The sequence below is a fragment of the Streptomyces sp. NPDC007983 genome, assembly GCF_042958345.1.
Taxonomy (GTDB): domain Bacteria; phylum Actinomycetota; class Actinomycetes; order Streptomycetales; family Streptomycetaceae; genus Streptomyces.
Map to the genome: position 1 here is coordinate 556,813 of NZ_JBIBJI010000001.1, position 22,056 is coordinate 578,868.

Sequence of the window (22,056 nt, forward strand, 5' to 3'; positions counted from 1 at the left end):
ACACCACCTGAAGCATCGAGTGCGTCAGTGCGCGGCGGGGATGTGCTGGGTGCCGATGCGCTTGCGGAAGACCCAGTACGTCCACGCCTGGTAGGCCATGATCAGCGGCATCATGATGACCCCGACCCACGTCATGATCTTCAGCGGATAGGCGCTGGCGGCCGCGTTCGCCGCCGTCAGGCTCCACTTCGGATCCAGCGACGAGGGCATGACGTCCGGGAAGAGCGCCAGGAAGAGCATCGCGACCGATGCCGCGATGGCCACCCCGGACAGGCCGAACGCCCAGCCCTCGCGCCCCCGCGCGTTCATCACCAGGGCCGCGGCCAGCGCCGCCACCACGACGGCCACCGCGACCAGGCTGCGCCCGTTGCCGCTGTCGGCCTGGGTCCAGCCCAGGAACGGCAGCGCGGCGACGGCCGCGACGGGGCCGAGCCAGGCCGCGTACCGGCGCGACCGCGCCCGGATGTCCCCGGCCGTCTTGAGCGCGGCGAAGACCGCGCCGTGGAAGGTGAACAGCAGCAGTGTGACGAGTCCGCCGAGCAGGGCGTACGGGGTGATCAGGTCGCCCAGGCCGCCCACGTAGTTCTTGTCCGGGCCGATCGGCACCCCGTGCACCAGGTTGGCGAAGATCGCGCCCCACAGGAACGCGGGGAGCAGCGAGCACCAGAAGATCGTGTGCTCCCAGTTGCGCTGCCAGCGGTCCTCGGCGCGCTTGTGCCGGTACTCGAAGGCGACGCCGCGCAGGATCAGACAGACCAGGATGGCCAGCAGCGGCAGATAGAAGCCGCTGAAGAGGGTCGCGTACCAGTCGGGGAAGGCGGCGAAGGTGGCACCGGCGGCCGTGATCAGCCAGACCTCGTTGCCGTCCCACACCGGCCCGATGGTGTTGATCAGCACACGGCGCTCGGTGCGGTCCCGGGCGAGCAGCTTGGTCAGCACGCCGATGCCGAAGTCGAAGCCCTCGAGGAAGAAGTAGCCGGTCCACAGGAAGGCGATCAGCAGGAACCAGAAGTCGTGAAGGTGCATGAGTCTCTCCGGCCGTCAGTACGCGCTCAGTACGCGAAGGTCAGCGGCTTGTCGGCGTCGTCCTCCGCGGCGGACCCGCCGCCCGGGCCGCCCGAGGGCAGCCGCAGCTTGGGGTCCTCGGCGGGCGGCTTCTCGTCGGTGTCCGGCCCGGCCTTGGCGTACTTGGCCAGCAGCCGCACCTCGATCACGGCGAGCACGCCGTACAGCAGCGTGAAGACGCCGAGCGAGATGAGGACCTCGGTCTGGCTCACCCCGGGGGAGACCGCGTCGGAGGTCTTCATCAGCCCGTACACCGCCCAGGGCTGGCGGCCCATCTCGGTGAAGATCCAGCCGAAGGAGTTGGCGATCAGCGGGAAACCCATGGTGAGGATCCCGATCCGCCAGGACCACCGGGTCAGCAGCGGGCTCATCTCGCGCGTCCTGGTGAGCATGAGCCGGGGGACCTCGTCCTCGGCGGTGCGGAAGGCGGGGTCGAGCCAGCGCTTCTTCCGGGTCGTCCACAGCCCGATGACTCCGGCGGCGAACGAGGTCATGCCGAAGCCGATCATCAGCCGGAAGCCCCAGAAGGTCATGAAGATGCTGGGGATGTAGTCCCGGGGCTCACCGCCGTAGGCGGCGGCCTCCTTCTGGGCGACGTCGTTGATGCCGGGGACGGCGTCGGTGAAGTTGCTGTGCGCGAGGAAGGACAGCGCCGCCGGGACCTCCAGCTCGACGCTGTTGTGCCCCTCGCTGACGTCGCCCACCGCGAAGACGGAGAAGGGCGCGGGCGCCTGGGTGTCCCACAGCGCCTCCGCCGAGGCCATCTTCATCGGCTGCTGCTCGAACATCACCTTGCCGAGCGAGTCACCGCTGATCGCCGTGCCCAGCCCGGCGATGACGGCCACGATCAGACCGACCCGCAGGCTGGCCCGCATCGCCCCGATCTGCTTCTTCTCCTTCGTCCCCGGTTCCTCGCCGCGGAGCTGCTTGCGCTTGGCCCGCCACAGGTGCAGGGAGGCGATGCCGACGACGAAGGCACCACCGGTGAGGAAGGCGGCGGTGAGGGTGTGGAAGACCACGACCAGGGTGGTGTCCTGGGTCAGCACCGCCCAGATGTCGGTCAGCCGGGCCTTCCCGGTGGCCTTGTCGATGGCGTAGCCGGTCGGGTGCTGCATCCAGGAGTTGGCGGCGAGGATGAAGTACGACGACAGGACGGTGCCGAGCGAGACGATCCAGATGCAGGCGCAGTGGATCTTCTTCGGCAGCTTGTCCCAGCCGAAGATCCACAGGCCGATGAAGGTCGACTCGAAGAAGAAGGCGAGCAGCGCCTCCATCGCGAGCGGGGCCCCGAAGACGTCTCCGACGAAGCGCGAGTAGTCGGACCAGTTCATGCCGAACTGGAACTCCTGGACGATGCCGGTGACGACGCCCATCGCGATGTTGATCAGGAAGAGCTTGCCCCAGAACTTGGTGGCGTGGAAGTACTTCTCCTTGCCCGTGCGGACCCAGGCGGTTTCCAGCCCGGCGGTGATCGCCGCGAGAGAGATCGTCAGGGGAACGAAGAGGAAGTGGTAGACGGTGGTGATCCCGAACTGCCATCGCGCCAGCGTCTCCGGCGCCAGAGCCAGCTCCACGTGAATCTCTCCTTACGGTCTTGCTGTGCTGCTCCCCCGAGGCGAGCTTGTGAACGTATTCACATTCACAAGCAATGATACGCACACGCCTTCGCCCCCTCCCACCTGGGGGTGGGAGGGGGCGAATGGGACAGGCTTGGGTATCCTTCGGGGTTCAGGGAGAGCCCGCCCGGCCCCTTGACCGGCGGGCCGATCAGCTCCCTGACCAGCCCCTCGGCCAGTCTCCTGACCAGTCTCTTGACAGGACAGCGTCAGCAGCGCCCGGGCACCGCGCTCACAGCTCCTTGCGGAACTCCTCGGCGGCCCGCAGGAAGAGATCGTTCGCCTCCCGCTCGCCGATCGTCACGCGCGTCCCCTCGCCCGGGAACGGCCGCACGACCACGCCCGCCGCCTCGCACGCCGCCGCGAAGTCGGCCGTACGCTCCCCCAGCCGCAGCCAGACGAAGTTCGCGTGCGCCTCCGGCACCGTCCAGCCCTGCCCGGTCAGCGCCCCGGCCACCCGCGCCCGCTCGGTCACCAGCGCCTCCACCCGCTCGCGCAGCGCGTCCTCGCTGTGCAGCGAGGCGACCGCGGCGTCCTGGGCGAGCTGGCTGACACCGAAGGGAACCGCGGTCTTCCGCAGCGCCGCGGCGACCGGCTCATGGGCGATCGCGAAGCCGACCCGCAGCCCGGCCAGGCCGTACGCCTTGGAGAAGGTGCGCAGGACGCAGACGTTCGGCCGCTCGCGGTAGAGGTCGATGCCATTGGGGACCTGATCATCCCGGATGAACTCGATGTACGCCTCGTCCAGCACCACCAGCACATCGGACGGCACCCGGTCCAGGAACCGCTCCAGCTCCGCCCGGCGCACCACGGTGCTGGTCGGATTGTTGGGGTTACAGACGAAAATCAGCCGGGTGCGGTCGGTGATCGCGTCCGCCATCGCGTCCAGGTCGTGGACCTCCGCGTCGGTCAGCGGGACCCGCACCGAGGTCGCGCCCGCGATCTGAGTGATGATCGGATATGCCTCGAAGGACCGCCAGGCGTAGATCACCTCGTCGCCCGGCCCGGCCGTCGACTGGACGATCTGCTGAGCCAGCCCGACCGAACCGGTCCCGGTGGCCAGGTGCTCCAGCGGTACGTCGAACCGGCTCGCCAGCTCGGCGATCAGCGCGGTGCAGGCGAGGTCGGGGTAGCGGTTGAAGGACGCGGCGCTGTTCGCGACCGTCTCCAGCACCCCGGCCAGCGGCGGATACGGGTTCTCGTTGGAGGACAGCTTGAAGGACCGGGGGCCGTCCCCGGCAGCCGGCTTACCGGGCTTGTACGTAGGAATCCCGTCCAGCGCGGCGCGCAGCTTGGGGCTCTTCTCACTCACCGGCAGTCCTCCTCGGCCCTTCCCTACGGCTCCGTGCGCAGGCTTCGCACACGGCAATACTGCACACCTTATGAGGATTGCCCCGCCCCGCGTACCCGCCCCGGGACGCCCGCGTATCCGCCGGAGGCGCCCGCGTACCCGCCGGGGGGAGCGCCCCGCTCAACCGCGCGCGCCGGTGGCGAGCGCCGTGGCGCGCATCCCTCGTGCAGGTGAGTTGAGACCTCTTCGAGACATCGAACAATCGCCAGGCATGGATATGCCAGAGGCGACCAGACCCCTCCCCGGCACCCCAACTGGCTTCCATTCCAAGGGAATTGACCGGAGCGCTCATGCAGAAACGTGCCTTCCGAATACCGATGGCGGAATCGCGCAGACCGGGCACTCGGGCCCTACTATCGGCTGGCCATGACAGCAGCAGGGAAGCACCAGGTGAGCCGGTCGGCCGGCCGCCGGTTAGGCAGGGCGGGCATCCGGGACGTGGCCGCCGCCGCCGGGGTCTCGATCACGACCGTCTCCGACGCGCTCAACGGCAAGGGACGGCTCCCGGATGCCACCCGCCGCCACGTCCGCGAGGTCGCCGAGCGGCTGGGCTATCGCCCGTCCGCCGCGGCCCGTACCCTCCGTACCGGCAAGTCCGGCCTCATCGGCCTGACCGTGACCACGTACGGGGATGAACCTTTCACCTTCACCGAGTTCGCCTACTTCGCCGAGATGGCGCGAGCCGCGACCTCCGCCGCGCTGGCCCGCGGCTACGCCCTCGTCATCCTCCCGGCCACCTCACGCCACGACGTGTGGTCCAACGTCGCTCTCGACGGCACCATCGTGGTCGACCCGTCCGACCACGATCCGGTGGTCACCGAACTGCTCCGCCAGGGCCTCCCCGTGGTCAGCGACGGCCGCCCGGCCGGCACCCTCCCCGTGACCGCCTGGGTCGACAACGACCACGAGGCGGCCGTGCTCGGCCTCCTGGACCACCTCGCCGAGGCCGGCGCCCGCCGCATCGGACTGCTCACCGGCACCACCACCGACACCTACACCCGGCTGTCGACCGAGGCGTATCTGCACTGGTGCGAGCGGGTGGGCCAGGACCCGGTCTACGAGGCGTACCCGGCCCACGACCCCTGTGCCGGGGCCGTCGCCGCCGACCGGCTGCTCGCCCGCCCCGACCGCCCCGACGCGGTCTACGGGCTCTTCGACCCCAACGGCACCGATCTGCTCGCCGCCGCCCGCCGCTACGGGCTGCGCGTCCCGGAGGACCTGCTGCTGGTGTGCTGCAGCGAGTCCACGGTCTACCGGACCACCGAACCGCCCATCACGACGCTCTCGCTCAAACCGCGCCGGATCGGCACCGCCGTGGTCCAGTTGCTCATCGACGCCATCGAGGGGCTCGACAGCGACCGCCCCGTCGAGCAGGTGATACCCACCGAACTGATCGTGCGGACGTCGTCCCAGCGCCGTCCGCCGCGTACGACCGTCAGCCCGCCGCGCAGCCGCGCCGGAGGATGATCTGAGAGCGACTCAAGGATGACCCGAGAAGGACCTGAGCCCCTTGGGCTTCCCCTACCAGGCCAATCCGGGATAAAAGACCGTCCAAGCGAGACCGAGTACCGATTGACGGCACCCTGGTGCGTCACAAGCCCTCACGGTCATTCCTATGATGGGCGGACGACACCGCGGACCGCCGTCGACCAGGCAAGGTCCACAAGGTGGCACGGCGGCGCGATGGTGGAGGGGTCGATGACTCAGGGGGCCGGTCTGGAAGCCACGGCAGGGACCATGGCGGCGGTGCCGCCCGTGCCCGCGTACGGGGCGTCCACGCCGCCCGGCCCGGTGCCTCCCGCACCCGCGCCCGCGCCCCTGCCGGACGGGTACACCCCGACCGAGAAGCTGCCGGTCGTGGGCCCGGGGCACACCATCGCCGACACCCGGCTGGTGCCCCCGCAGGACCGCCCGACGATCGCCCTCACCTCGGTCACCGACCCCGACGCCGACCCGCTCGCCGACGGCGAAGGACCCGGCCCGCTCTACGTCGTGGGCGACGTCCACGGCTACCACGACGAGCTGCGCCAGGCGCTCGCCGCCCAGGGCCTGATCGACGACAAGGGCAGCTGGGCGGCCGGGAACGCCCGGCTGTGGTTCCTCGGCGACTTCACCGACCGCGGCCCGGACGGCATCGGCGTCATCGACCTGGTGATGCAGCTCTCCGCCGAGGCCGCCGCCGCGGGCGGCTACTGCAAGGCGCTGATGGGCAATCACGAACTGCTCCTCATCGGCGCCAAGCGGTTCGGCGACACCCCCGTCAACTCCGGGGCGGGCACCGCCTCCTTCCAGGCCGCCTGGCTGCTCAACGGCGGCCAGCGCACCGACATGGAGCGGCTGGAGGACCATCACCTCCAGTGGATGTCACGGCTGGACGCGATGGCCGAGGAGGACGGGCATCTGCTCGTGCACTCCGACACCACCGCCTATCTGGAGTACGGCGACTCGATCGAGGCCGTCAACGACACCGTCACCGAGACGCTGCAGCGCAGTGACGCGGACGAGTGCTGGGACCTGTTCCGCAAATTCACCAAGCGCTTCGCGTTCCGCGACGAGGACGCCGGGCCGACGGCCGTGCGCGAATTGCTCGGCACCTACGGTGGGGAGCGCATCGTCCACGGCCACAGCCCGATCCCGTATCTGCTGGGCGAAGTCGGCTCGGAGGACGGCGAGGACGATGGCGCGCCCGCGGTCGAGGGCCCGCACGTCTACGCGGACAATCTGGCGGTCGCGATGGACGGCGGCGTCACCATGGCCGGGAAACTGCTGGTCGTACAACTGCCGCTCGACACCTGAGGGTGATACGGACGCCCATGGGAAAGGCCGGACGGCGCCACCGGGGTTGAGCAAATCACGAAACTTGCTGTCACCTCGCGCCGGATCGGCTCTACCATCGGTTTATCCGTCGCAGGCTCTCCTCCGTTTCCGCCCGACCGCCCGGTGAAAGCCGGCACCGAGGCCCTACGGAGTATCGGGGGATGCACCATGAAAAGCGCTCCGCACCTGTTCGCCGAAGACCGCCCGGAGTTCGAGCGGGTTCTCGACGAGGTGCTGCGTACCGCGGACCACCGACCGGACCTGAAGGGCATAGGACAGCGGCTCACCGCCGAGCAGCTGCGCACCATGGCGCTCAGCGCCTCGGCCGCCATCACCGCGTGCGCGGCCGCCGAATACCAGGATTACGTCCTCGCCCGCACCAAGCTGCGCGAGCCCGCCCCACCGAGGCCGATGGCCCAGGGCCCGGAGGACGACGGCGAGCACGCGCACTCCGCCGGGCTCACCGGCGCCGTCCTGGACGCCTCCGGCGCGGGGCTGGTCCCCATGCTCGCCGTCCTGGCCCCGGTGCTCGCCGGGACCGCCGCGATCATCTTCCTGCTCGTCGGTTATGTGCTGCACGTCCTGGATCCCGCCCCCTCCATCGCCCAGCCGATGATCACCGCGGGCTGGTTCTTCGCCACGCTCACCGCCGCGGGCATCCTGCTCGCCGCCGTCGGCCTCCTCATCACCGCCCTGCGCAACGGCTCCAGCGCGATCCGCGGCGAGGCCCTGGCCGAGCAGCTGGAAGAGGTGGACCGCGCCAGAGAGGCATGGCGGCAGGCCCTGTTGGAGCGGGGCGTGCTGCCCTTTCTGCGCGAGGCGCTGAGCAACCCGTCGGCCCCCGCGCCCTGGACCGCGCCGACGCGTTCGTCCTCGGCCTACGTCCCCGGGCACTCCGAGGCGGCGGGCCGCACCCCCCACCTCGGTTACAGCCGCCCGGGCTTCAGCACCGACGACGAGGGCCCCAGGGCCCGCCCCCGCTACAGCAGCCCGGACTACACCAGCCCCGAGTACGGCGGCCCGGAGAACCAACCGGACTAGCCCCTCCCGGTGAGCGCCAGCACCCGCGTGAACGGATCGGCCCCGGCCCCCGGGTCGGTGCCGGCCGCGAACGCCCCCGTGGCACTGAGCCCCGGCCCCGCCGGGACCAGCCACTCCAGCGCCGCCTCGGTCAGCTCCTGATCCGGCGTGAACTCCGCGCCCCGCGCCCGCGCCAGGTCCCAGGCGTGCAGATAGACGTCGCTCCACCGGATCCGCACCGCCGCCTCCCCGCTCAGCTCGCCGACGACCGGATTCCGCACGGCCCGCTCGGCCACCCCCGGTAACCCGGCGGCCCGCTCCGCCCGCGCGGCCCACTCCGCGAAGGTGTCCCCGGCTCCGGGGGTGACCTGGCCGCCCGTCAGGACGGACACCAGATGCGCATGCCCCAGGAGGACGTGCCCCACCAGCTCCCGCACCGTCCACTCACTGCACGGAGTGGCCAGCGCCCATTCGTCGTCCCCGATGCCGTCAAGGTGTGCGGCGAAGGCTTCGTTGGCGATACGCAGTGCGCGCAGGTTGTCCATGGGCTGCTCCGGAGGGCTCGTACGGGTGTTTCAGTGACAGCCCACCCAAGCACGGGCCCGCCGCCGCGACGAGGGGTCACGGCGGCGGGCCCGGGTCTCCGGCCGGCCGGTCGGGGTCAGTCGGCGATCGGCAGATAGACCCGGTTGCCCGCGGCGGCGAACTCGCGGGACTTCTCCGCCATCCCGGCCTCCGCCTCCGCCTCGTCCATCGCGTCGCCGTGCTCGCGCCGGATGTCGTGGCTGATCTTCATGGAGCAGAACTTGGGCCCGCACATGGAGCAGAAGTGCGCCGTCTTCGCGGGCTCCGCCGGAAGCGTCTCGTCGTGGAACGAGCGCGCCGTGTCCGGGTCGAGGGCCAGGTTGAACTGGTCCTCCCAGCGGAACTCGAAGCGCGCGTCGGAGAGCGCGTCGTCCCAGGCCTGGGCGTCGGGGCGGCCCTTGGCCAGATCGGCGGCGTGGGCGGCGATCTTGTAGGTGATCACGCCGGTCTTCACGTCGTCGCGGTCCGGCAGCCCCAGGTGCTCCTTGGGGGTGACATAGCAGAGCATCGCCGTGCCCCACCAAGCGATCATCGCGGCGCCGATGCCCGAGGTGATGTGGTCGTAGGCGGGCGCGACATCCGTGGTGAGGGGGCCCAGGGTGTAGAAGGGGGCCTCCTCGCAGATCTCCTGCTGGAGGTCGACGTTCTCCTTGATCTTGTGCATCGGGACATGGCCCGGTCCCTCGATCATGGTCTGGACGCCGTGCTCCTTGGCGGTCCGGTTGAGTTCGCCGAGCGTGCGCAGCTCCGCGAACTGGGCCTCGTCGTTGGCGTCGGCGATGGATCCGGGGCGCAGTCCGTCACCGAGCGAGTAGGTGACGTCGTACGCCGCGAGGATCTCGCACAGCTCCTCGAAGTGGGTGTAGAGGAACGACTCCTGATGGTGGGCCAGGCACCAGGCGGCCATGATCGAGCCGCCGCGGGAGACGATGCCGGTCTTGCGGCGGGCGGTCAGGGGGACGTACGGCAGCCGCACGCCCGCGTGCACCGTCATGTAGTCGACGCCCTGCTCGGCCTGTTCGATGACGGTGTCCTTGTAGACCTCCCAGGTCAGCTCCTCGGCCTTGCCGTCGACCTTCTCCAGCGCCTGGTAGAGCGGCACGGTGCCGATCGGCACCGGGGAGTTGCGCAGCACCCACTCGCGGGTGGTGTGGATGTTGCGGCCGGTCGAGAGGTCCATGACCGTGTCGGCGCCCCAGCGGGTCGCCCAGGTCATCTTCTCGACCTCTTCCTCGATGGACGAGGTGACGGCGGAGTTGCCGATGTTGGCGTTGACCTTCACCAGGAACCGCTTGCCGATGATCATCGGCTCGATCTCCGGGTGGTTGACGTTGGCGGGCAGTACGGCCCGGCCCGCCGCGATCTCCTCGCGGACCACCTCGGGGGAGACGTTCTCGCGGAGCGCCACGTACTCCATCTCCGCGGTGACCTCGCCCCGGCGGGCGTACGCGAGTTGGGTGACGGCGGCGCCGTCACGGGACCGGCGGGGCTGGCGCGGCCGTCCGGGGAAGACCGCGTCGAGGTTGCGCAGGCCGCCGCGGGGCGAGGTGTGTTTGACCCCGTCGTCCTCCGGCCTGGCCGGGCGGCCGGAGTACTCCTCGGTGTCGCCGCGGGCGATGATCCAGTTCTGCCGCAGCGGCGCGAGGCCACGGCGGACGTCGGTGTCGATGTGGGGGTCGGTGTACGGGCCGGAGGTGTCGTACAGCGTCACGTCCTGGCCATTGGTGAGGTGCACGCGACGCACCGGGACCTGGATGTCCGGGCGGGAACCCGTGACATATCCCTTGTGCCAGCCGAAATCGCCGGCGTTTTCGCGCATGTGTGCATCCTGCTGAGTCATGAGACCCACTCCCTACGCCGGCATTACCCGGTAACAGGTTCAGCGGTCGGCGCAGCTGTCGCGTCAGCGCCCTCTCAGCCCGGTGCTCCGAGCTCCCGCGATTGCAAAGGTGCCCCCACGCTAACGGTTTCCCCGCATCCCTGAACAGGGGGCCTCGCTCTCTTGCGATGATGCGACGGTGACCGCGACACAGCAGGACCATCCGCCCGAGCAGCCCCACGTGCCCGGCCAGGCCCACTCCCACGGCCACAGCCATGCCCATGCGCACGGCCCGGCCGCCCCCGTCTCCGCACGCCTCCGCAAGGTCATCGCGGTGGTGCTCATCCCCTTCGCCGTCGCCGTCCTCGCCGGGCTGGTCGCGCTGTGGCCGGGCAGCCCCGAGCACACCACGCACGGCCGCAGCGGGCTCGGCTTCGACCAGGAGACGGCCGCCGGACGGGTGGTGAAGGTGGAGGAGGTCGACTGCGCCGACGTCAACGCGCAGCCGCAGGCACCCACCGAGCCGGGTCAGCAGGGCGGCGCCCCGGCGCCCGGCGGCGGGACGGGCGGCGGCGCGACCGGCGGAAGCGGCGGCGGGGCCACCGGCGGCGGGAAGAGCGTCTGCGAGCGGGCCACCATCGAGGTCACCTCGGGCAAGGACAAGGGCCGTACGTTCCCCGAGATCGTCCAGCCGAACGCCTCACGGAAGTTCAGCGCCGGGCAGGAGCTGAAGCTGAGTTACGCGCCCAAGGCGCCGAAGAACCTCCAGTACTCGGTCTCGGACGTGGACCGCTCGTTCCCGATGGCGCTGCTCGCCGGGCTGTTCGCGCTCGTGGTCGTGGCCGTCGGCCGGCTGCGCGGCGTCTTCGCGCTGGTGGCGCTGGCCATCAGCTTCGGGGTGCTGACGCTGTTCATCCTCCCGGCGATACTGCAGGGCTCCAATCCGCTGGTGGTCGCGGTCATCGGGGGCAGCGCGATCATGCTGCTCGCGCTCTACATGTGCCATGGGCTGAGCGCCCGGACCTCGGTCGCCGTGCTCGGCACCCTGGTCTCGCTGCTGCTGATCGGGGTGCTCGGCTCGCTGTTCATCGGCTGGGCGGCGCTGACCGGCAACACCGACGACCAGACCGGTCTGGTGCACGGCCTCTATCCGGGCATCGAGATCAAGGGACTGCTGCTGGCAGGGGTGATCATCGGTTCGCTGGGGGTGCTGGACGATGTGACGGTCACCCAGACCTCGGCGGTGTGGGAGCTGCGGGAGGCGGACCCCACGACGAGCCGCCGCAAGCTCTACGCGGCCGCGATGCGCATCGGGCGGGACCACATCGCGTCCGTCGTGAACACCCTGGTGCTGGCGTACGCGGGCGCCTCGCTTCCGCTGCTGCTCCTCTTCTCGATCGCGGACAGCGGGGTGGGAACGGTGGCCACGAGCGAGATCGTCGCGGAGGAGATCGTCCGCACGCTGGTGGGCAGCATCGGGCTGGTCGCCTCGGTGCCGGTGACCACGGCGCTGGCCGTGCTGGTGGTCTCCGCGGACCACGCGCCGGACGGCGGCGGGGCGGGCGGGGGCGCGCCGAGCGGGAGTGCGGCGGGCGGGAGTGCGGCGAGCGGGAACGCTGCGAACAAGGGGGCGGCGAGCGGGGGCGGACGGGGGCGCGGGCGGCGCCGCCGGGCGCGCGCACGCTGACCGGCGCTACGCGAAGCGGTCCTCGGCCAGGATGCGGTCCAGTTCGGCGTCGAGGTCGCCGACCGGATCGCAGGCCGCGGGCTCCTCGCCGAACGGGACGAGCCGGTCCGTACGGTCCAGGAAGGCCACCAGCGGCGCCGCCCCGGCCCGGAACAGCGCTCTCTCGGACCCCACCTGCAGTCTGATGAACACGTCCGAGAGCCCTTCGGGCGCGGCCGGCGCGATCCGCACATCGCCCTCGCCGGAGGGTTTGCTGAGCCCGTCCAGCAGCAGCTCACGGGCGAAGGCCCAGCTCACCGGCGCGTCGCCGGGCAAGTGGAAGGTGATCTCGACCGCGTAGGGGTCGCCGCTGTCGTACGACAGCTCGACCGGGATCCGGAAGGACAGTTCCTGCGAGACCAGAAAGGTCATCGTCACTTCCGCCTGGACTGTGTCACGCATGTCACGCATCGTTCGCCGCCCCGGGTAGTTCAGACTTGGCCGACTCTGGAGCGTAGCGACTCGACTGCGGGGCGGAGTCGCTTTGCCCCATGTGAGGGAACGGAAATGGCCAGTGTTGCCGTGGTGGAACCCACGGGGCCGGGCGACGCCGGCCCGGTGCGCGGGCGATCAGGGCCGGTCCAGCGGCCGTGTCGATGTTCGCTGTCGTCAACAGGCACCCCCGGGGTGTTGTTGCGAGGCAGACGCCGAGATGGGGAACGTCGCGGACTCGCACTCTAACCACAGTGGTGCCGTGGGGCCGATGTTTGGCTCCGCGGTATCCCTCGCGCGGCGTACCCGCCGCGCGAGGTCGCGGGGTCACCGGCGGCGGCTCACCAGTCGTTGCGCGACGAGGACGAGGTGAACTTCCGTACGACGTAGATCAGACCGCCGACCAGCGCCACCAGCAGCAGCGCCTTGAAGAGCAGGCCGATCACGAAGCCGACCACGCTCGTGATCAGCCCGCCGAAGACGGCGAGGACGAGAACCGGCACTGCGATCCATGTCACCCACCACGGCAAGCCCTGGAATATCCCCTTCGCGGCCACGTGCGCTCCTTGCTTCGTCCTGGCTGGCGGGGACGGCCTCACGGCTCCGGTCCCCCTGCCCTCGATGCTAGGGCGGGCAGGAAGCGGACGGAGAGCTTCCATCCCCCGTCCGTCCCTGACCGTACCCGTAGGGGATGCGGAGCGCTCCCGTCAGCTTTCCGGGGGAGAGAACACCACCATGACCCGCAGGTCCTCGGTGATGTGGTGGAACTTGTGCGCCACACCCGCCGGTACGTACACCACACTGCCGCGCGCCACCTGCGTCGTCTCCATGCCGACCGTGATCGACGCCCGGCCGCTCATCACCAGGTACACCTCGTCCTGGCCGTGCGGCGCCTGCGGATCGGTCTGGCCCGCGTCCAGCGCGTACAGCCCGACCGACATGTTCCGCTCGCGCAGGAACTGCAGATACGCGCCTTCGTTCGCGGCCCGCTCCGCCTCCAGCTCGTCCAGCCGGAACGCCTTCATTCGCCTCTCCACCCCTGCCTGCACTGCCCCTGCCCGTCGTCGGGCCTGTCTGCGACGATCTCAACCATGAAGAATTTGCTCGTCAAGACGCTCGCCAACGCCGGCGCCCTCGGCGTCGCCATCTGGCTGCTCAAGGACATCACGCTGACCGGTGAGAACACCGGACGTAAGACGATCACCCTCATTCTCGTCGCCCTGCTCTTCGGCGTGGTGAACGTGGTGGTGAAGCCGATCGTCAAACTGCTGGCATTTCCGCTGTTCATCCTCACCCTCGGGCTGATCACCCTGGTGATCAATGCCCTGATGCTGCTGCTGACGTCCTGGCTGGCCGGGAAATTCGATCTCAGCTTCCATGTCGACGGCTTCGGAACGGCCGTCCTCGGTGGCCTGATCGTTTCCATAGTCGCCTGGGCGCTGCACGTCGTCCTTCCCGATGACAAGGACTGACGGCGGCCGGGGATGATGACAGGTATGAGAGCCCCGTCGCCTTTTCGTGTCTGCTTCGTCTGCACCGGCAACATATGCCGCTCGCCGATGGCCGAATCCATCGTCCGCGCCCATGCCGCGGAAGCCGGATGGGACGGCCTCGTCGAACTGGACAGTGCGGGCACCGGCCCCTGGCACGAGGGCGACGGGGCCGACCGCCGCGCGATCGCCGTGCTCACCGACCACGGCTATGAGCAGGATCACATCGCGCGGCAGTTCCAGCCCGCGTGGTTCGATCACCTCGATCTGGTGATCGCGCTGGACAGCGGCCATCTGCGGGAGCTGCGCGCCCTGGCGCCGACCCCGCGGGACGCCGCGAAGGTGCGGCTGCTGCGCGACTACGACCCGGACGCCGACCGGGACGCGCCGGGCGGTCTGGACGTACCGGACCCGTACTTCGGCGGGACGGACGACTTCGAAGAGGTCCTGGAGATGGTCGAGGCCGCGAGCGGCGGACTGCTGGACGCGATCGCCGAGGCCCTCGACGCCGGCGACAGGACGGGGGCGGGCGTCGGGTCTCCGGCGTCCGACGCGTCCGACGCGTCCGCGGCTTCCGGCGAGGAGCGCGTATGACCGGCGACGGCACCCGGGCCGTACGTGCCGGACTGCCCGAGGCGGAGGCGTACGAACCGGCGCTGCCCGGGCCCGTCTTCGCCGCGCACTACCACCTCCCCGGCGACGCCACCGGGCCCTTCACCTACGGCCGCGACACCAACCCCACCTGGTCCCGGCTGGAGCGGGCGATCAGCGAGCTGGAGTCCCCGGACGCCGACGCCGAGACCGTCGTCTTCGCGTCCGGCATGGGAGCGATCGCCGCCGTCCTCCTGTCCCAGCTGCGGAAGGGCGACACCGCCGTCCTGCCGTCCGACGGCTACCAGCTGCTCCCGGCGCTCGGCGAGCGGCTGCGGAGCTTCGGCGTCCGGGTGCGCACCGCCCCGACCGCCGGGGACGCCCAGCTGGCGGCCCTGGACGACACCACCGGGCTGCTGTGGCTGGAGACCCCGTCCAACCCCGGGCTCGACGTGTGCGACATCCGCGCGCTCGCCGAGGCCGCGCATGCGCGCGGCGCGCTGGTCGCCGTCGACAACACCCTCGCCACCCCGATCGGCCAGCGCCCCCTGGACCTGGGCGCGGACTTCTCCGTGGCCAGCGGCACCAAGGCGCTCATCGGCCACGGCGACGTCCTGCTCGGCTACGTCACCTGCCGCGATCCGCGGCTGGCCGCCGCCGTGCGGGACTGGCGCAAGACCGTCGGCGCGATCGCCGGCCCCATGGAGGCCTGGCTCGCCCACCGCTCCCTTGCCACCCTCCCGCTGCGCGTCGACCGGCAGGCCAGGACCGCCCTCGCGCTCGCCGAGGCGCTGCGCGACCGGCCCGAGGTCACCGGCCTGCGCCACCCCGGGCTGCCGGACGATCCGGCGCACCCGGTCGCGGCCGGGCAGATGCGCGGCGGGCGCTTCGGCTGTGTGGTCTCCTTCACCCTGCCCGGCAAGGAGCACGCGGAGCGCTTCCTCACCGCGCTGCGGCTGGTCGACGACGCCACCAGCTTCGGCGGCGTACGCTCCACCGCCGAGCGGCGCGGCCGGTGGGGCGGCGACGCGGTGGCCGAGGGCTTCATCCGCTTCTCGGTGGGCGCCGAGGATCCGGACGATCTGATCGCGGACGTGCGGCGCGCGCTCGACGCGGCGCGCGACGGCGGCTGAAGGCGATCAAGTGCGCGCGAAGGCGGCCGAAACTCGCCGTACGGGGTGCGCGCGGGTACGCCTGACGGGCGTCTCAAGCCTCCCCCCTCGTGGCTTGAGACGCCCCGGTTCTTCTCGTGGAGAACCGCTTGAACAAGGCTAGTTGACTCAGCGTCAGTGTCCAATCACAGTAGCGACATGAACCTATCGGCATATTTATAGTTGGCATGCGGCGGGGGTGCGCCGAGGCGAGGGGAACCGCATGGATCTGGCCCTCTTACGCACGTTTGTCACGGTGCACCGCGCCGGGTCCTTCACCCGTGCCGCCGCGCTGCTCGGCCTCTCCCAGCCCGCCGTCACCGGCCAGATCCGCACCCTGGAGCGGCAGGTGGGACGGCCGCTGTTCCTCCGTACGGCGCGCGGGGTCATCCCCACCACCGTCGGGGAGGAGCTGGCCCACAAGACCGCACCGCACCTCGACGCGCTCGCGGAGATCACCGAGGCCGGCCTTGACGACCACTCCGCACTGCGCACCCTGCACCTCGCCGGTCCCCCGGAGTTCACCGCGCTGCGCGCGCTGCCCGCGCTCACCACGCTCGTCACCCAGGGGCTCGCGCTGCGGTGCGCCTTCGGCGCCTCCGAGGAGCTGTTCAAGGGGCTCGGGGCGGGCCACCACGACCTGGCCATCAGCACCGCCCGGCCGCGCGGGCGGCTGCTGGCCGCCACCCCGCTGTGCGACGAGGAGCACGTGCTGATCGCGTCCCCGCGCTGGGCGGCCCGGCTCGGCGGCTCCGCGGTGCTCCAGGTCAAGGGCGCGAGCGCGCTGGAGGCGCTGCCCGTGGTCGAGGTCCACGAGAGCCTGCCGCTGGTCAGCCGCTACTGGTCGGCCGTCTTCGACGCCCGCCCGGTCACCTCCGGCACGGTCATCGCCCCCGATCTGCGGGCGGTGCTGGCGTGCGTCGCGGAGGGCGCGGGGCTCGGCGTGCTGCCGCGCTATCTGTGCATGGACGCGCTCGACGCCGGTGAGGTGGTGGCGCTGCTCAACCCGCCGGTGCCGCCGCTGCGCACCTACTTCCTGGTGGTGCGGACCGGTGGGCTCGCGGTGCCGCATGTCGCCCGGGCGCACGAGTGGCTGCTGCGCGCCGCCGTCGACTGGTGAGCCCTGTCCACTGGTGAACCCCTGTCCACTGGTGAGCATGGGGTTTCAGCCGGGGACGGCTGCGGCAGATGTCCTGCATGACCGAACGACCCGTGGTCAAACGCACCGCCCGCGCCATCCTGCTCGACGGCGACACCGACCCGCGCATGATCCTGATCAAGCGGACCAAGCCCGGTCAGCAGCCGTACTGGATCACTCCCGGCGGCGGTGTGGAGCCCGAGGACGGCACCGTCGTCGAGGCCCTGCACCGCGAGGTGGACGAGGAGCTGGGCGCGAAGGTGACGGACGTGGTCCCCGCCTTCGTCGACACCGTTCCGCACCCGGAGGGGGGCGCCCCGGACGGGGTCAAGGTGCAGCACTTCTTCGTCTGCAGACTCGCCTCGATGGACCTCAGCCGGCGGCACGGCCCGGAGGTGGAGGAGCCCTGCGGGGAGTACGAGGTGGTGCGGATCCCGTTCACCCGGGAGGGGATCGCCTCCGTCGGCATGGTGCCGCCGTCGCTGCGCGCCTATCTCGACGCCAACGTCGAGGGCGTGCGCGCACTGCTCGCGGACGACCTCGGCTGATCAGCGGAACCAGCCGCTGAACGGCTGCGGTCCCTTCTCGGCCGCCCGTCGGCGTGCGTCGGCGAGCACCCGCTCGGCCTCCTCCAGCCACTCCTCGGGACGCGCCGCCGGCAGCTCGGGCGCCGAGACCCACTCGGTGGGAGCCGGGGCCTGGGGAGCGGGCGTCTGGGGAGCGGGCGTCTGGGCAGCCGGTGCCGGGGCAGCCGGCGCGGCGGGGGGCTCGGCGGGAGGCTCGGCAGGGGGCGTACGGCGCCGCTCGCGCGCCTCCGCGGCGGCGCCGAAGAAGTCGCCGCCCTTGCGCTTGGCGTCGTCCGTCCCCCAGGCCCGGCCCTGCTGCGGGTCACGGGGCCGGTCGGTCGCCGGCCCGTCCTCGGCGCGGGCGCGCCGCCGCGTGGGCACCTTCTGCAGATGGGGGATGTGCTTGGCGCAGTGGATGTACGCCTCCTCGACGGTCACCTCGACCCATACGACCGCGCGGCGGCCGGGTACCGGGTCGACCGGCAGGCCGGGGTGGCGGGCGCGCATCTCGTCGTCCTGGACCACCCGGGCCCAGCCGTTGACGTGCAGTCCGATGCGGTCGCGGAAGAAGTCGACCATCAGGATGCCGACGTGCGGGTTCTCCTCGATGTTGCCGAGGCTGGCCAGCACACCGTTCCCCCGGTATTCGGGATAGGCGAGGGTGCGTCCGTCGAGCACGCTCAGAAAGCCGGGCGGTCCGGCCCGGAAGGTACTGTCGCACTCCCCGTGCCGGTCGGCGGTGGCCAGGAAGAACATCTCCTGGCGCGCGATGAACTCCCGCATCCGGACGTTGAGGTGGTCCAGCACCTGCTGGTCGTAGAAGCGGTCGGCGCGGTCGGCCGTGCCCAGGCGCTGCTGGAGGAGGTGCTCACCGTCGCTCCCCGGACGGTCCGCGCGGTCCGCGCGCTCCAGGCGCTCCGCACGGTGGCCGGGTGCCGGCGCGGCCGCCCTCTCGTGCCCGACGTCGTCCACAGTCCCTCGTCCCCGTTCTGACATCGCCGTCTGTCTACCGCCGCGTTTCCTGACCGCTCCGCCGCCCTGCCCCGCGCTACTCCGCCGCCGCCATCAGCTCTTCGATGGAGTCGTGCCGGATGCGATGGGACGGGACGCCGACGCCCATCAGGGCGTCCACACCGCTGCGGATCATGCCGGGCGGGCCGGAGAGATACGCGTCGAACGCGTTCCACGGGCCGTACTGCCGCACGGCGTCCGGAAGTCTGCCGCTGAGTCCGCTCGTCGGACCGTCGGAGACCACCGGACGGACCGAGAGCCAGGGGTGCCGCTGGGCGAGCCGCAGCATGGTGTCGATGTCGTAGAGGTCGTGGTCGCTGCGGGCGCCGTAGAAGACCTCGACCGCCCGCTGGCGGCCGTGCTCGGCGACGTCCTCGACCAGCGCCTTGATCGGTGCGATACCGGTGCCGCCGCCCAGGCACAGCAGCCCGTTGTCGGACGCGTGGTCGACCGTCATCGAACCGGCGGGCGGCCCGAGGCGGATCACATCGCCGGGGCGGGCCCGGTGCACCAGCGCGGAGGAGACCCAGCCGGCCGGTATCGCCTTCACGTGGAAGGACAGCAGCCCGTCGGCGCGGGGCGCGGAGGCGAAGGAGTAGTGCCGCCACACCCGCGGCCACCAGGGGGTCTCCACCGAGGTGTACTGGCCCGCGAGGAAGGGGTACGGCTGGTCCGGGCGGACGGTGATGACGGCGATGTCGGCCGTGCGCGATTCGTGCCCGACGACCTCGGCCTGCCACCACGCGGGCGCGCGCAGCTCGTCCTCGGCCGCCGCGTCGATCATGATCTGGGAGATCGAGGTGTAGGCCCGGACCCAGGCCGCCTCGGCCTCGTCGCTCCAGGTGCTGGTCGCGTACCGGGTCAGCGCGGCGATCAGGCACTCGCCGACGGCCGGATAGTGCTCGGGCTGAGTGCCGTACTTGCGGTGCCCGCGGCCGAGCCGGGACAGGAAGTCGCTGAGGATGTCGTGATCGTCGATGAGCCGGGCGGCCGTGAGGATCGCCTTGAACAGCCGGTCGCGCTGGGCGTCCATGGCGGCCGGGAAGAGCGGCCGCAGTTCGGGGTGCTGGACGAAGAGCAGCGCGTAGAAGTACGAGGTGACCTTGTCGCTCACCGGCTCGATCTCGGCCATGGTGCGGCGCAGCAGGATCGCGTCGGGCGAGGCGGTCTCCGGCGCGGTGAAGACGGACTCGGCGGCCGGGCGCGCGCTGTGCGGGGCCGGCGCCTCGTCGGGGCGCTGATGCTCCTCGCGCCCGGCCTCGCGCCCCGCCTCGGGCGGCACCGCGGACGCGGGCGGCACGGCGGACGCGGGCGGCACGGCGGACGCGGGGGCGATGGGGGAGGCGGGGGCCGGTACGGGCGGCGCCGCGCGGCGCTCGGCCTCCGTACCGGCCGGGCGTATCGGGCTCACCCGGCGGCCGGCCGCCCGGTCCTCGGACGCGCCGTCCGTTTCGGGGGAACGGGGCTGGTCATCGGCCTGTTTCCTGCTCGGGGTGAACCAACCCCAGTCGCCACTGTTTCCCCCGCCGTCGTTACCGGCCGACGATGTGGTGGTCGGAGCGTCCATGGTTGCCTCGCCTCGAACATCTTTCTGTCGGTCTTCGCACTTCCGCTGGCGGAATGTGCCCGCAATTCCCCGCTCTGGTCGACTGGTTCACGTGAGATTGGTCCTGTCGGCCCGCTCAGTACTCTGTATCCGGGCAGCATGCCACGCTCCTTCCGCACCCGAGAACTTCGCCCGAAGTCCGGGTAACAGGGGCTGTGTTCCCGATATGCTGGTTGGAGCGGGTTGCCCGGTTGTGGTCCCGCCACGGCTTTGCCGGGACGGAACTGCCCCGACCCTACCGGGCCCGGATGAATTCACAAGCCCTATGGATGCCGCATCCGTTACACCTGGCAACTCGCGTAATTACCCGTAGTTACGTGCAGTTACCCGCTATTTCGTAAGCCTCTCGGAGGTCGTTGCCGCGATACCAGCCGGATGCGATTTCGCTCACATGGTGATCCGCGTTCACCGCAACCGAGAAGGGCACCACCGCGAACAGCTCGGCATCCGACATCGAATCCCCGTAGGCGACGCAGTCCGCCCTGGTCAACCCGAACTTCCCACAGAGTTCATCCGCGATCCGCACCTTAGCGGCCGGGTCCAGAATGCCCGCGGGATCCAGCCGCTCCCGGAACGGCACCGACGGCCACGCCGACCCGTGCGCCGCGTCCGCGCCCCAGTCGAGCAGCCGCTCCACGAAGAACCCGGGCGAGAGCGAGATCACGGCACACCGCTCACCGCGCGCCCGGATGTCCGCCCACACCTCCCGAATCCCCGTCAGCCAGGGCGCCCCCTCGAACGCCGCCGCCACCTGCGCCTGCGTCAGCTCCCCCCACAGCGCACAGGCCCGCTCGGCGAACCGCGCCGGGGCCAGCCCGCCCGCCGCGAACTCCCGCTCCAGCTCCCCGATCTCCCGCTCCACACCGAGCTGACGCGATATCTCGATGGCCGCGGCCGAACCACGGATCAGCGTCCCGTCCAGATCGAACAGATGCAGTCTGGTCATGGAGACAGAGCGTAGGGCGTGTCCTGCGCGGGACATCCCTGGATTCCGGGAGTAGCCGCGGATACTCCCGCCGTCAGACGCGGCGGGCGGCCCGGGCGGGTCACGGTGAGCGCATGCAACAGCTGAAACGGCCCGCGCGCCGGGCCCTCCTCGTCGTGCATGTGGTCGTCTCCGTCGGCTGGCTCGGACTGACGCTCGGCGTGCTGGCCCTGGGCATCACCGGGGCCACGGCCGGGTCGGCCGAGGCCGCCGAAGGGGCGTACCGGTCGATGAACGTCCTCGGGGACTGGCTGCTCATCCCGGTCAGCCTGCTCTCCCTCCTCAGCGGAGTGGTGCTCTCCCTCGGCACGCCCTGGGGCCTGGCCCGCCACCGCTGGGTGTACGTGAAGTTCTGGCTGACGCTGGCGACCACCGCCGCCACCGCCTTCGCGCTGCGCGCCCGGATCGACGCGGCCATGGCCGACGTCTCGGCGGGCCGGGCGGTCGGCGCCACGACGGATCTGGTCCTGGCGCCGTCGGTCAGCCTGGGCGTCTATGTCTTCCTCACCGCCATCTCGGTGATCAAGCCGTGGGGCATGACGGCGCGAGGGCGGCGGCTGCGCGGGAACGGTCGCCTACGCGGGGCCGGGAGCGGCCGCGTAGGCTCGCGGGCGTGACCGACTTCGAGATCCGGCGCGCGACCGCCGAGGACATATCCGCGATCGTCGCCATGCTCGCCGACGATCACCTGGGCACCCGGCGGGAGTCGCCGGAGGACCTGGCTCCGTACCGGGCCGCGTTCGAGCGGCTGGACCGGGACCCGAACCAGCACCTGGTCGTCGCGGTCCGGGACGGGCGTACGGTCGGCACCCTCCAGCTCACCGTGGTGCCCGGGCTCTCCCGGCGCGGCGCCACGCGCTCGATCATCGAGGCCGTACGGATCCACGCCGACGAGCGCGGCAACGGCCTGGGCACCGAGCTGATCGCGTGGGCGGTCGAGGAGTCGCGCCGCCAGGGCTGTGCGCTGGTGCAGCTCACCTCGGACGCGACCCGCATCGACGCCCACCGCTTCTACGAGCGGCTCGGCTTCGAGGCCAGCCACATCGGCTTCAAGCTGCCGCTCGCCTGACCACACCGGGCGAACGGC

The 22,056-nt window shown here is 71.1% G+C and carries 22 protein-coding genes and 1 riboswitch; of the genes, 11 read left to right on the forward strand and 11 right to left on the reverse strand.

Going from position 1 to position 22,056, the window contains the following annotated elements; all coding sequences use genetic code 11:
• Nucleotides 1–24 precede the first annotated feature (24 nt).
• The 3 genes from cydB to hisC form a co-directional block, all read right to left on the reverse strand.
• Nucleotides 25–1,026 (reverse strand): cytochrome d ubiquinol oxidase subunit II, encoded by a 1,002-nt coding sequence (gene cydB / locus ACFZCY_RS02640; protein WP_391168801.1) that lies wholly within the window; start codon nucleotides 1,024–1,026, stop codon nucleotides 25–27.
• Between the two features lie 26 nt (nucleotides 1,027–1,052).
• Nucleotides 1,053–2,639, reverse strand: a complete 1,587-nt coding sequence (locus tag ACFZCY_RS02645; protein ID WP_391168803.1) for a cytochrome ubiquinol oxidase subunit I — start codon at nucleotides 2,637–2,639, stop codon at nucleotides 1,053–1,055.
• 274 nt (nucleotides 2,640–2,913) lie between these two features.
• Nucleotides 2,914–3,993 carry a histidinol-phosphate transaminase gene (hisC, locus tag ACFZCY_RS02650; protein ID WP_391168805.1) on the reverse strand — a complete coding sequence of 360 codons (1,080 nt, stop codon included), beginning with the start codon at nucleotides 3,991–3,993 and terminating at the stop codon, nucleotides 2,914–2,916.
• Nucleotides 3,994–4,398: 405 nt separating this feature from the next.
• Between hisC and ACFZCY_RS02655 the strand changes: the two genes are divergently transcribed.
• From ACFZCY_RS02655 to ACFZCY_RS02665, 3 genes are all read left to right on the forward strand, one after another.
• Nucleotides 4,399–5,499 carry a substrate-binding domain-containing protein gene (locus tag ACFZCY_RS02655; RefSeq protein ID WP_391168807.1) on the forward strand — a complete coding sequence of 367 codons (1,101 nt, stop codon included), beginning with the start codon at nucleotides 4,399–4,401 and terminating at the stop codon, nucleotides 5,497–5,499.
• Between the two features lie 231 nt (nucleotides 5,500–5,730).
• Nucleotides 5,731–6,828: a metallophosphoesterase gene (locus ACFZCY_RS02660; protein WP_391168809.1), complete on the forward strand. Its 1,098-nt coding sequence runs from the start codon at nucleotides 5,731–5,733 to the stop codon at nucleotides 6,826–6,828.
• Between the two features lie 189 nt (nucleotides 6,829–7,017).
• Nucleotides 7,018–7,890 (forward strand): hypothetical protein, encoded by an 873-nt coding sequence (locus ACFZCY_RS02665; protein WP_391168811.1) that lies wholly within the window; start codon nucleotides 7,018–7,020, stop codon nucleotides 7,888–7,890.
• On the opposite strand, the gene ACFZCY_RS02670 is transcribed toward ACFZCY_RS02665, so the two are convergent.
• Together ACFZCY_RS02670 and thiC are read right to left on the reverse strand one after the other, a co-directional pair.
• Entirely contained in the window at nucleotides 7,887–8,414 is a 528-nt protein-coding gene (locus ACFZCY_RS02670) for a TIGR03086 family metal-binding protein (RefSeq protein ID WP_391168813.1), read from the reverse strand. The genes ACFZCY_RS02665 and ACFZCY_RS02670 overlap by 4 nt on opposite strands.
• 116 nt (nucleotides 8,415–8,530) lie before the next feature.
• The gene (thiC, locus tag ACFZCY_RS02675; RefSeq protein ID WP_391168815.1) at nucleotides 8,531–10,294 is read right to left on the reverse strand and encodes a phosphomethylpyrimidine synthase ThiC; all 1,764 of its coding nucleotides are present in this window, start codon (nucleotides 10,292–10,294) and stop codon (nucleotides 8,531–8,533) included.
• Nucleotides 10,287–10,403, reverse strand: a riboswitch (TPP riboswitch). It overlaps the preceding gene by 8 nt.
• A gap of 69 nt (nucleotides 10,404–10,472) precedes the next feature.
• On the opposite strand from thiC, the gene ACFZCY_RS02680 reads away from it, so the two are divergent.
• Nucleotides 10,473–11,960, forward strand: a complete 1,488-nt coding sequence (locus ACFZCY_RS02680; RefSeq protein ID WP_391168817.1) for a YibE/F family protein — start codon at nucleotides 10,473–10,475, stop codon at nucleotides 11,958–11,960.
• Nucleotides 11,961–11,966: 6 nt separating this feature from the next.
• Here the strand turns inward: ACFZCY_RS02680 and ACFZCY_RS02685 are convergent, their stop codons facing one another.
• The 3 genes from ACFZCY_RS02685 to ACFZCY_RS02695 all read right to left on the reverse strand — a co-directional run bounded on the left by ACFZCY_RS02685 (nucleotide 11,967) and on the right by ACFZCY_RS02695 (nucleotide 13,456).
• Complete coding sequence (locus ACFZCY_RS02685; RefSeq protein WP_361477264.1) at nucleotides 11,967–12,401, reverse strand: SsgA family sporulation/cell division regulator; 435 nt, start codon at nucleotides 12,399–12,401, stop codon at nucleotides 11,967–11,969.
• A 371-nt stretch (nucleotides 12,402–12,772) separates the two neighbouring features.
• Nucleotides 12,773–12,988 (reverse strand): DUF5326 family protein, encoded by a 216-nt coding sequence (locus ACFZCY_RS02690; protein ID WP_391168819.1) that lies wholly within the window; start codon nucleotides 12,986–12,988, stop codon nucleotides 12,773–12,775.
• 150 nt (nucleotides 12,989–13,138) lie between these two features.
• Nucleotides 13,139–13,456, reverse strand: a complete 318-nt coding sequence (locus ACFZCY_RS02695) for a cupin domain-containing protein (RefSeq protein ID WP_391168821.1) — start codon at nucleotides 13,454–13,456, stop codon at nucleotides 13,139–13,141.
• A gap of 66 nt (nucleotides 13,457–13,522) precedes the next feature.
• Between ACFZCY_RS02695 and ACFZCY_RS02700 the strand changes: the two genes are divergently transcribed.
• The 5 genes from ACFZCY_RS02700 (at nucleotide 13,523) to ACFZCY_RS02720 (ending at nucleotide 17,349) form a co-directional block, all read left to right on the forward strand.
• Nucleotides 13,523–13,903 (forward strand): phage holin family protein, encoded by a 381-nt coding sequence (locus ACFZCY_RS02700; protein ID WP_055546013.1) that lies wholly within the window; start codon nucleotides 13,523–13,525, stop codon nucleotides 13,901–13,903.
• Between the two features lie 24 nt (nucleotides 13,904–13,927).
• The gene (locus ACFZCY_RS02705; protein WP_391168824.1) at nucleotides 13,928–14,515 is read left to right on the forward strand and encodes a low molecular weight protein-tyrosine-phosphatase; all 588 of its coding nucleotides are present in this window, start codon (nucleotides 13,928–13,930) and stop codon (nucleotides 14,513–14,515) included.
• Nucleotides 14,512–15,645: a cystathionine gamma-lyase gene (locus ACFZCY_RS02710; protein ID WP_391168826.1), complete on the forward strand. Its 1,134-nt coding sequence runs from the start codon at nucleotides 14,512–14,514 to the stop codon at nucleotides 15,643–15,645. The genes ACFZCY_RS02705 and ACFZCY_RS02710 overlap by 4 nt, the downstream gene beginning before the upstream one ends.
• Nucleotides 15,646–15,886: 241 nt before the next feature.
• Nucleotides 15,887–16,783: a LysR family transcriptional regulator gene (locus ACFZCY_RS02715; RefSeq protein ID WP_391168828.1), complete on the forward strand. Its 897-nt coding sequence runs from the start codon at nucleotides 15,887–15,889 to the stop codon at nucleotides 16,781–16,783.
• A gap of 77 nt (nucleotides 16,784–16,860) precedes the next feature.
• The gene (locus tag ACFZCY_RS02720) at nucleotides 16,861–17,349 is read left to right on the forward strand and encodes an NUDIX domain-containing protein (protein WP_055547116.1); all 489 of its coding nucleotides are present in this window, start codon (nucleotides 16,861–16,863) and stop codon (nucleotides 17,347–17,349) included.
• On the opposite strand, the gene ACFZCY_RS02725 is transcribed toward ACFZCY_RS02720, so the two are convergent.
• From ACFZCY_RS02725 to ACFZCY_RS02735, 3 genes are all read right to left on the reverse strand, one after another.
• On the reverse strand, nucleotides 17,350–18,216 hold the full coding sequence (locus tag ACFZCY_RS02725; protein WP_391169382.1) for a pyridoxamine 5'-phosphate oxidase family protein: 867 nt from the start codon (nucleotides 18,214–18,216) through the stop codon (nucleotides 17,350–17,352).
• Between the two features lie 199 nt (nucleotides 18,217–18,415).
• Nucleotides 18,416–19,945 carry a globin domain-containing protein gene (locus tag ACFZCY_RS02730; protein WP_391168830.1) on the reverse strand — a complete coding sequence of 510 codons (1,530 nt, stop codon included), beginning with the start codon at nucleotides 19,943–19,945 and terminating at the stop codon, nucleotides 18,416–18,418.
• Between the two features lie 352 nt (nucleotides 19,946–20,297).
• Nucleotides 20,298–20,930 (reverse strand): HAD-IB family phosphatase, encoded by a 633-nt coding sequence (locus ACFZCY_RS02735; RefSeq protein WP_391168832.1) that lies wholly within the window; start codon nucleotides 20,928–20,930, stop codon nucleotides 20,298–20,300.
• A 113-nt stretch (nucleotides 20,931–21,043) separates the two neighbouring features.
• Between ACFZCY_RS02735 and ACFZCY_RS02740 the strand changes: the two genes are divergently transcribed.
• Both ACFZCY_RS02740 and ACFZCY_RS02745 read left to right on the forward strand, forming a co-directional pair.
• Nucleotides 21,044–21,586, forward strand: coding sequence for a DUF2269 domain-containing protein (locus tag ACFZCY_RS02740; RefSeq protein ID WP_391168834.1), 543 nt, complete (start codon nucleotides 21,044–21,046; stop codon nucleotides 21,584–21,586).
• Nucleotides 21,583–22,038, forward strand: coding sequence for a GNAT family N-acetyltransferase (locus tag ACFZCY_RS02745; RefSeq protein ID WP_361477297.1), 456 nt, complete (start codon nucleotides 21,583–21,585; stop codon nucleotides 22,036–22,038). Before ACFZCY_RS02740 ends, ACFZCY_RS02745 begins: the two co-directional genes overlap by 4 nt.
• The last annotated feature ends 18 nt before the right edge of the window (nucleotides 22,039–22,056 follow it).

What these genes read in the sequence shown, in the direction of transcription:
- ACFZCY_RS02720 (WP_055547116.1), top strand. Translation starts at nt 16,861, where the DNA reads ATGACCGAACGACCCGTGGTCAAACGCACCGCCCGCGCCATCCTGCTC.
- ACFZCY_RS02665 (WP_391168811.1), top strand. Translation starts at nt 7,018, where the DNA reads ATGAAAAGCGCTCCGCACCTGTTCGCCGAAGACCGCCCGGAGTTCGAG.
- ACFZCY_RS02695 (WP_391168821.1), bottom strand. Translation starts at nt 13,456, where the DNA reads ATGAAGGCGTTCCGGCTGGACGAGCTGGAGGCGGAGCGGGCCGCGAAC.
- ACFZCY_RS02740 (WP_391168834.1), top strand. Translation starts at nt 21,044, where the DNA reads ATGCAACAGCTGAAACGGCCCGCGCGCCGGGCCCTCCTCGTCGTGCAT.
- ACFZCY_RS02655 (WP_391168807.1), top strand. Translation starts at nt 4,399, where the DNA reads ATGACAGCAGCAGGGAAGCACCAGGTGAGCCGGTCGGCCGGCCGCCGG.
- ACFZCY_RS02685 (WP_361477264.1), bottom strand. Translation starts at nt 12,401, where the DNA reads ATGCGTGACACAGTCCAGGCGGAAGTGACGATGACCTTTCTGGTCTCG.
- thiC (WP_391168815.1), bottom strand. Translation starts at nt 10,294, where the DNA reads ATGACTCAGCAGGATGCACACATGCGCGAAAACGCCGGCGATTTCGGC.
- ACFZCY_RS02715 (WP_391168828.1), top strand. Translation starts at nt 15,887, where the DNA reads ATGGATCTGGCCCTCTTACGCACGTTTGTCACGGTGCACCGCGCCGGG.
- ACFZCY_RS02705 (WP_391168824.1), top strand. Translation starts at nt 13,928, where the DNA reads ATGAGAGCCCCGTCGCCTTTTCGTGTCTGCTTCGTCTGCACCGGCAAC.
- ACFZCY_RS02735 (WP_391168832.1), bottom strand. Translation starts at nt 20,930, where the DNA reads ATGACCAGACTGCATCTGTTCGATCTGGACGGGACGCTGATCCGTGGT.
- ACFZCY_RS02660 (WP_391168809.1), top strand. Translation starts at nt 5,731, where the DNA reads ATGACTCAGGGGGCCGGTCTGGAAGCCACGGCAGGGACCATGGCGGCG.
- ACFZCY_RS02730 (WP_391168830.1), bottom strand. Translation starts at nt 19,945, where the DNA reads ATGGACGCTCCGACCACCACATCGTCGGCCGGTAACGACGGCGGGGGA.
- ACFZCY_RS02710 (WP_391168826.1), top strand. Translation starts at nt 14,512, where the DNA reads ATGACCGGCGACGGCACCCGGGCCGTACGTGCCGGACTGCCCGAGGCG.
- ACFZCY_RS02700 (WP_055546013.1), top strand. Translation starts at nt 13,523, where the DNA reads ATGAAGAATTTGCTCGTCAAGACGCTCGCCAACGCCGGCGCCCTCGGC.
- cydB (WP_391168801.1), bottom strand. Translation starts at nt 1,026, where the DNA reads ATGCACCTTCACGACTTCTGGTTCCTGCTGATCGCCTTCCTGTGGACC.
- ACFZCY_RS02670 (WP_391168813.1), bottom strand. Translation starts at nt 8,414, where the DNA reads ATGGACAACCTGCGCGCACTGCGTATCGCCAACGAAGCCTTCGCCGCA.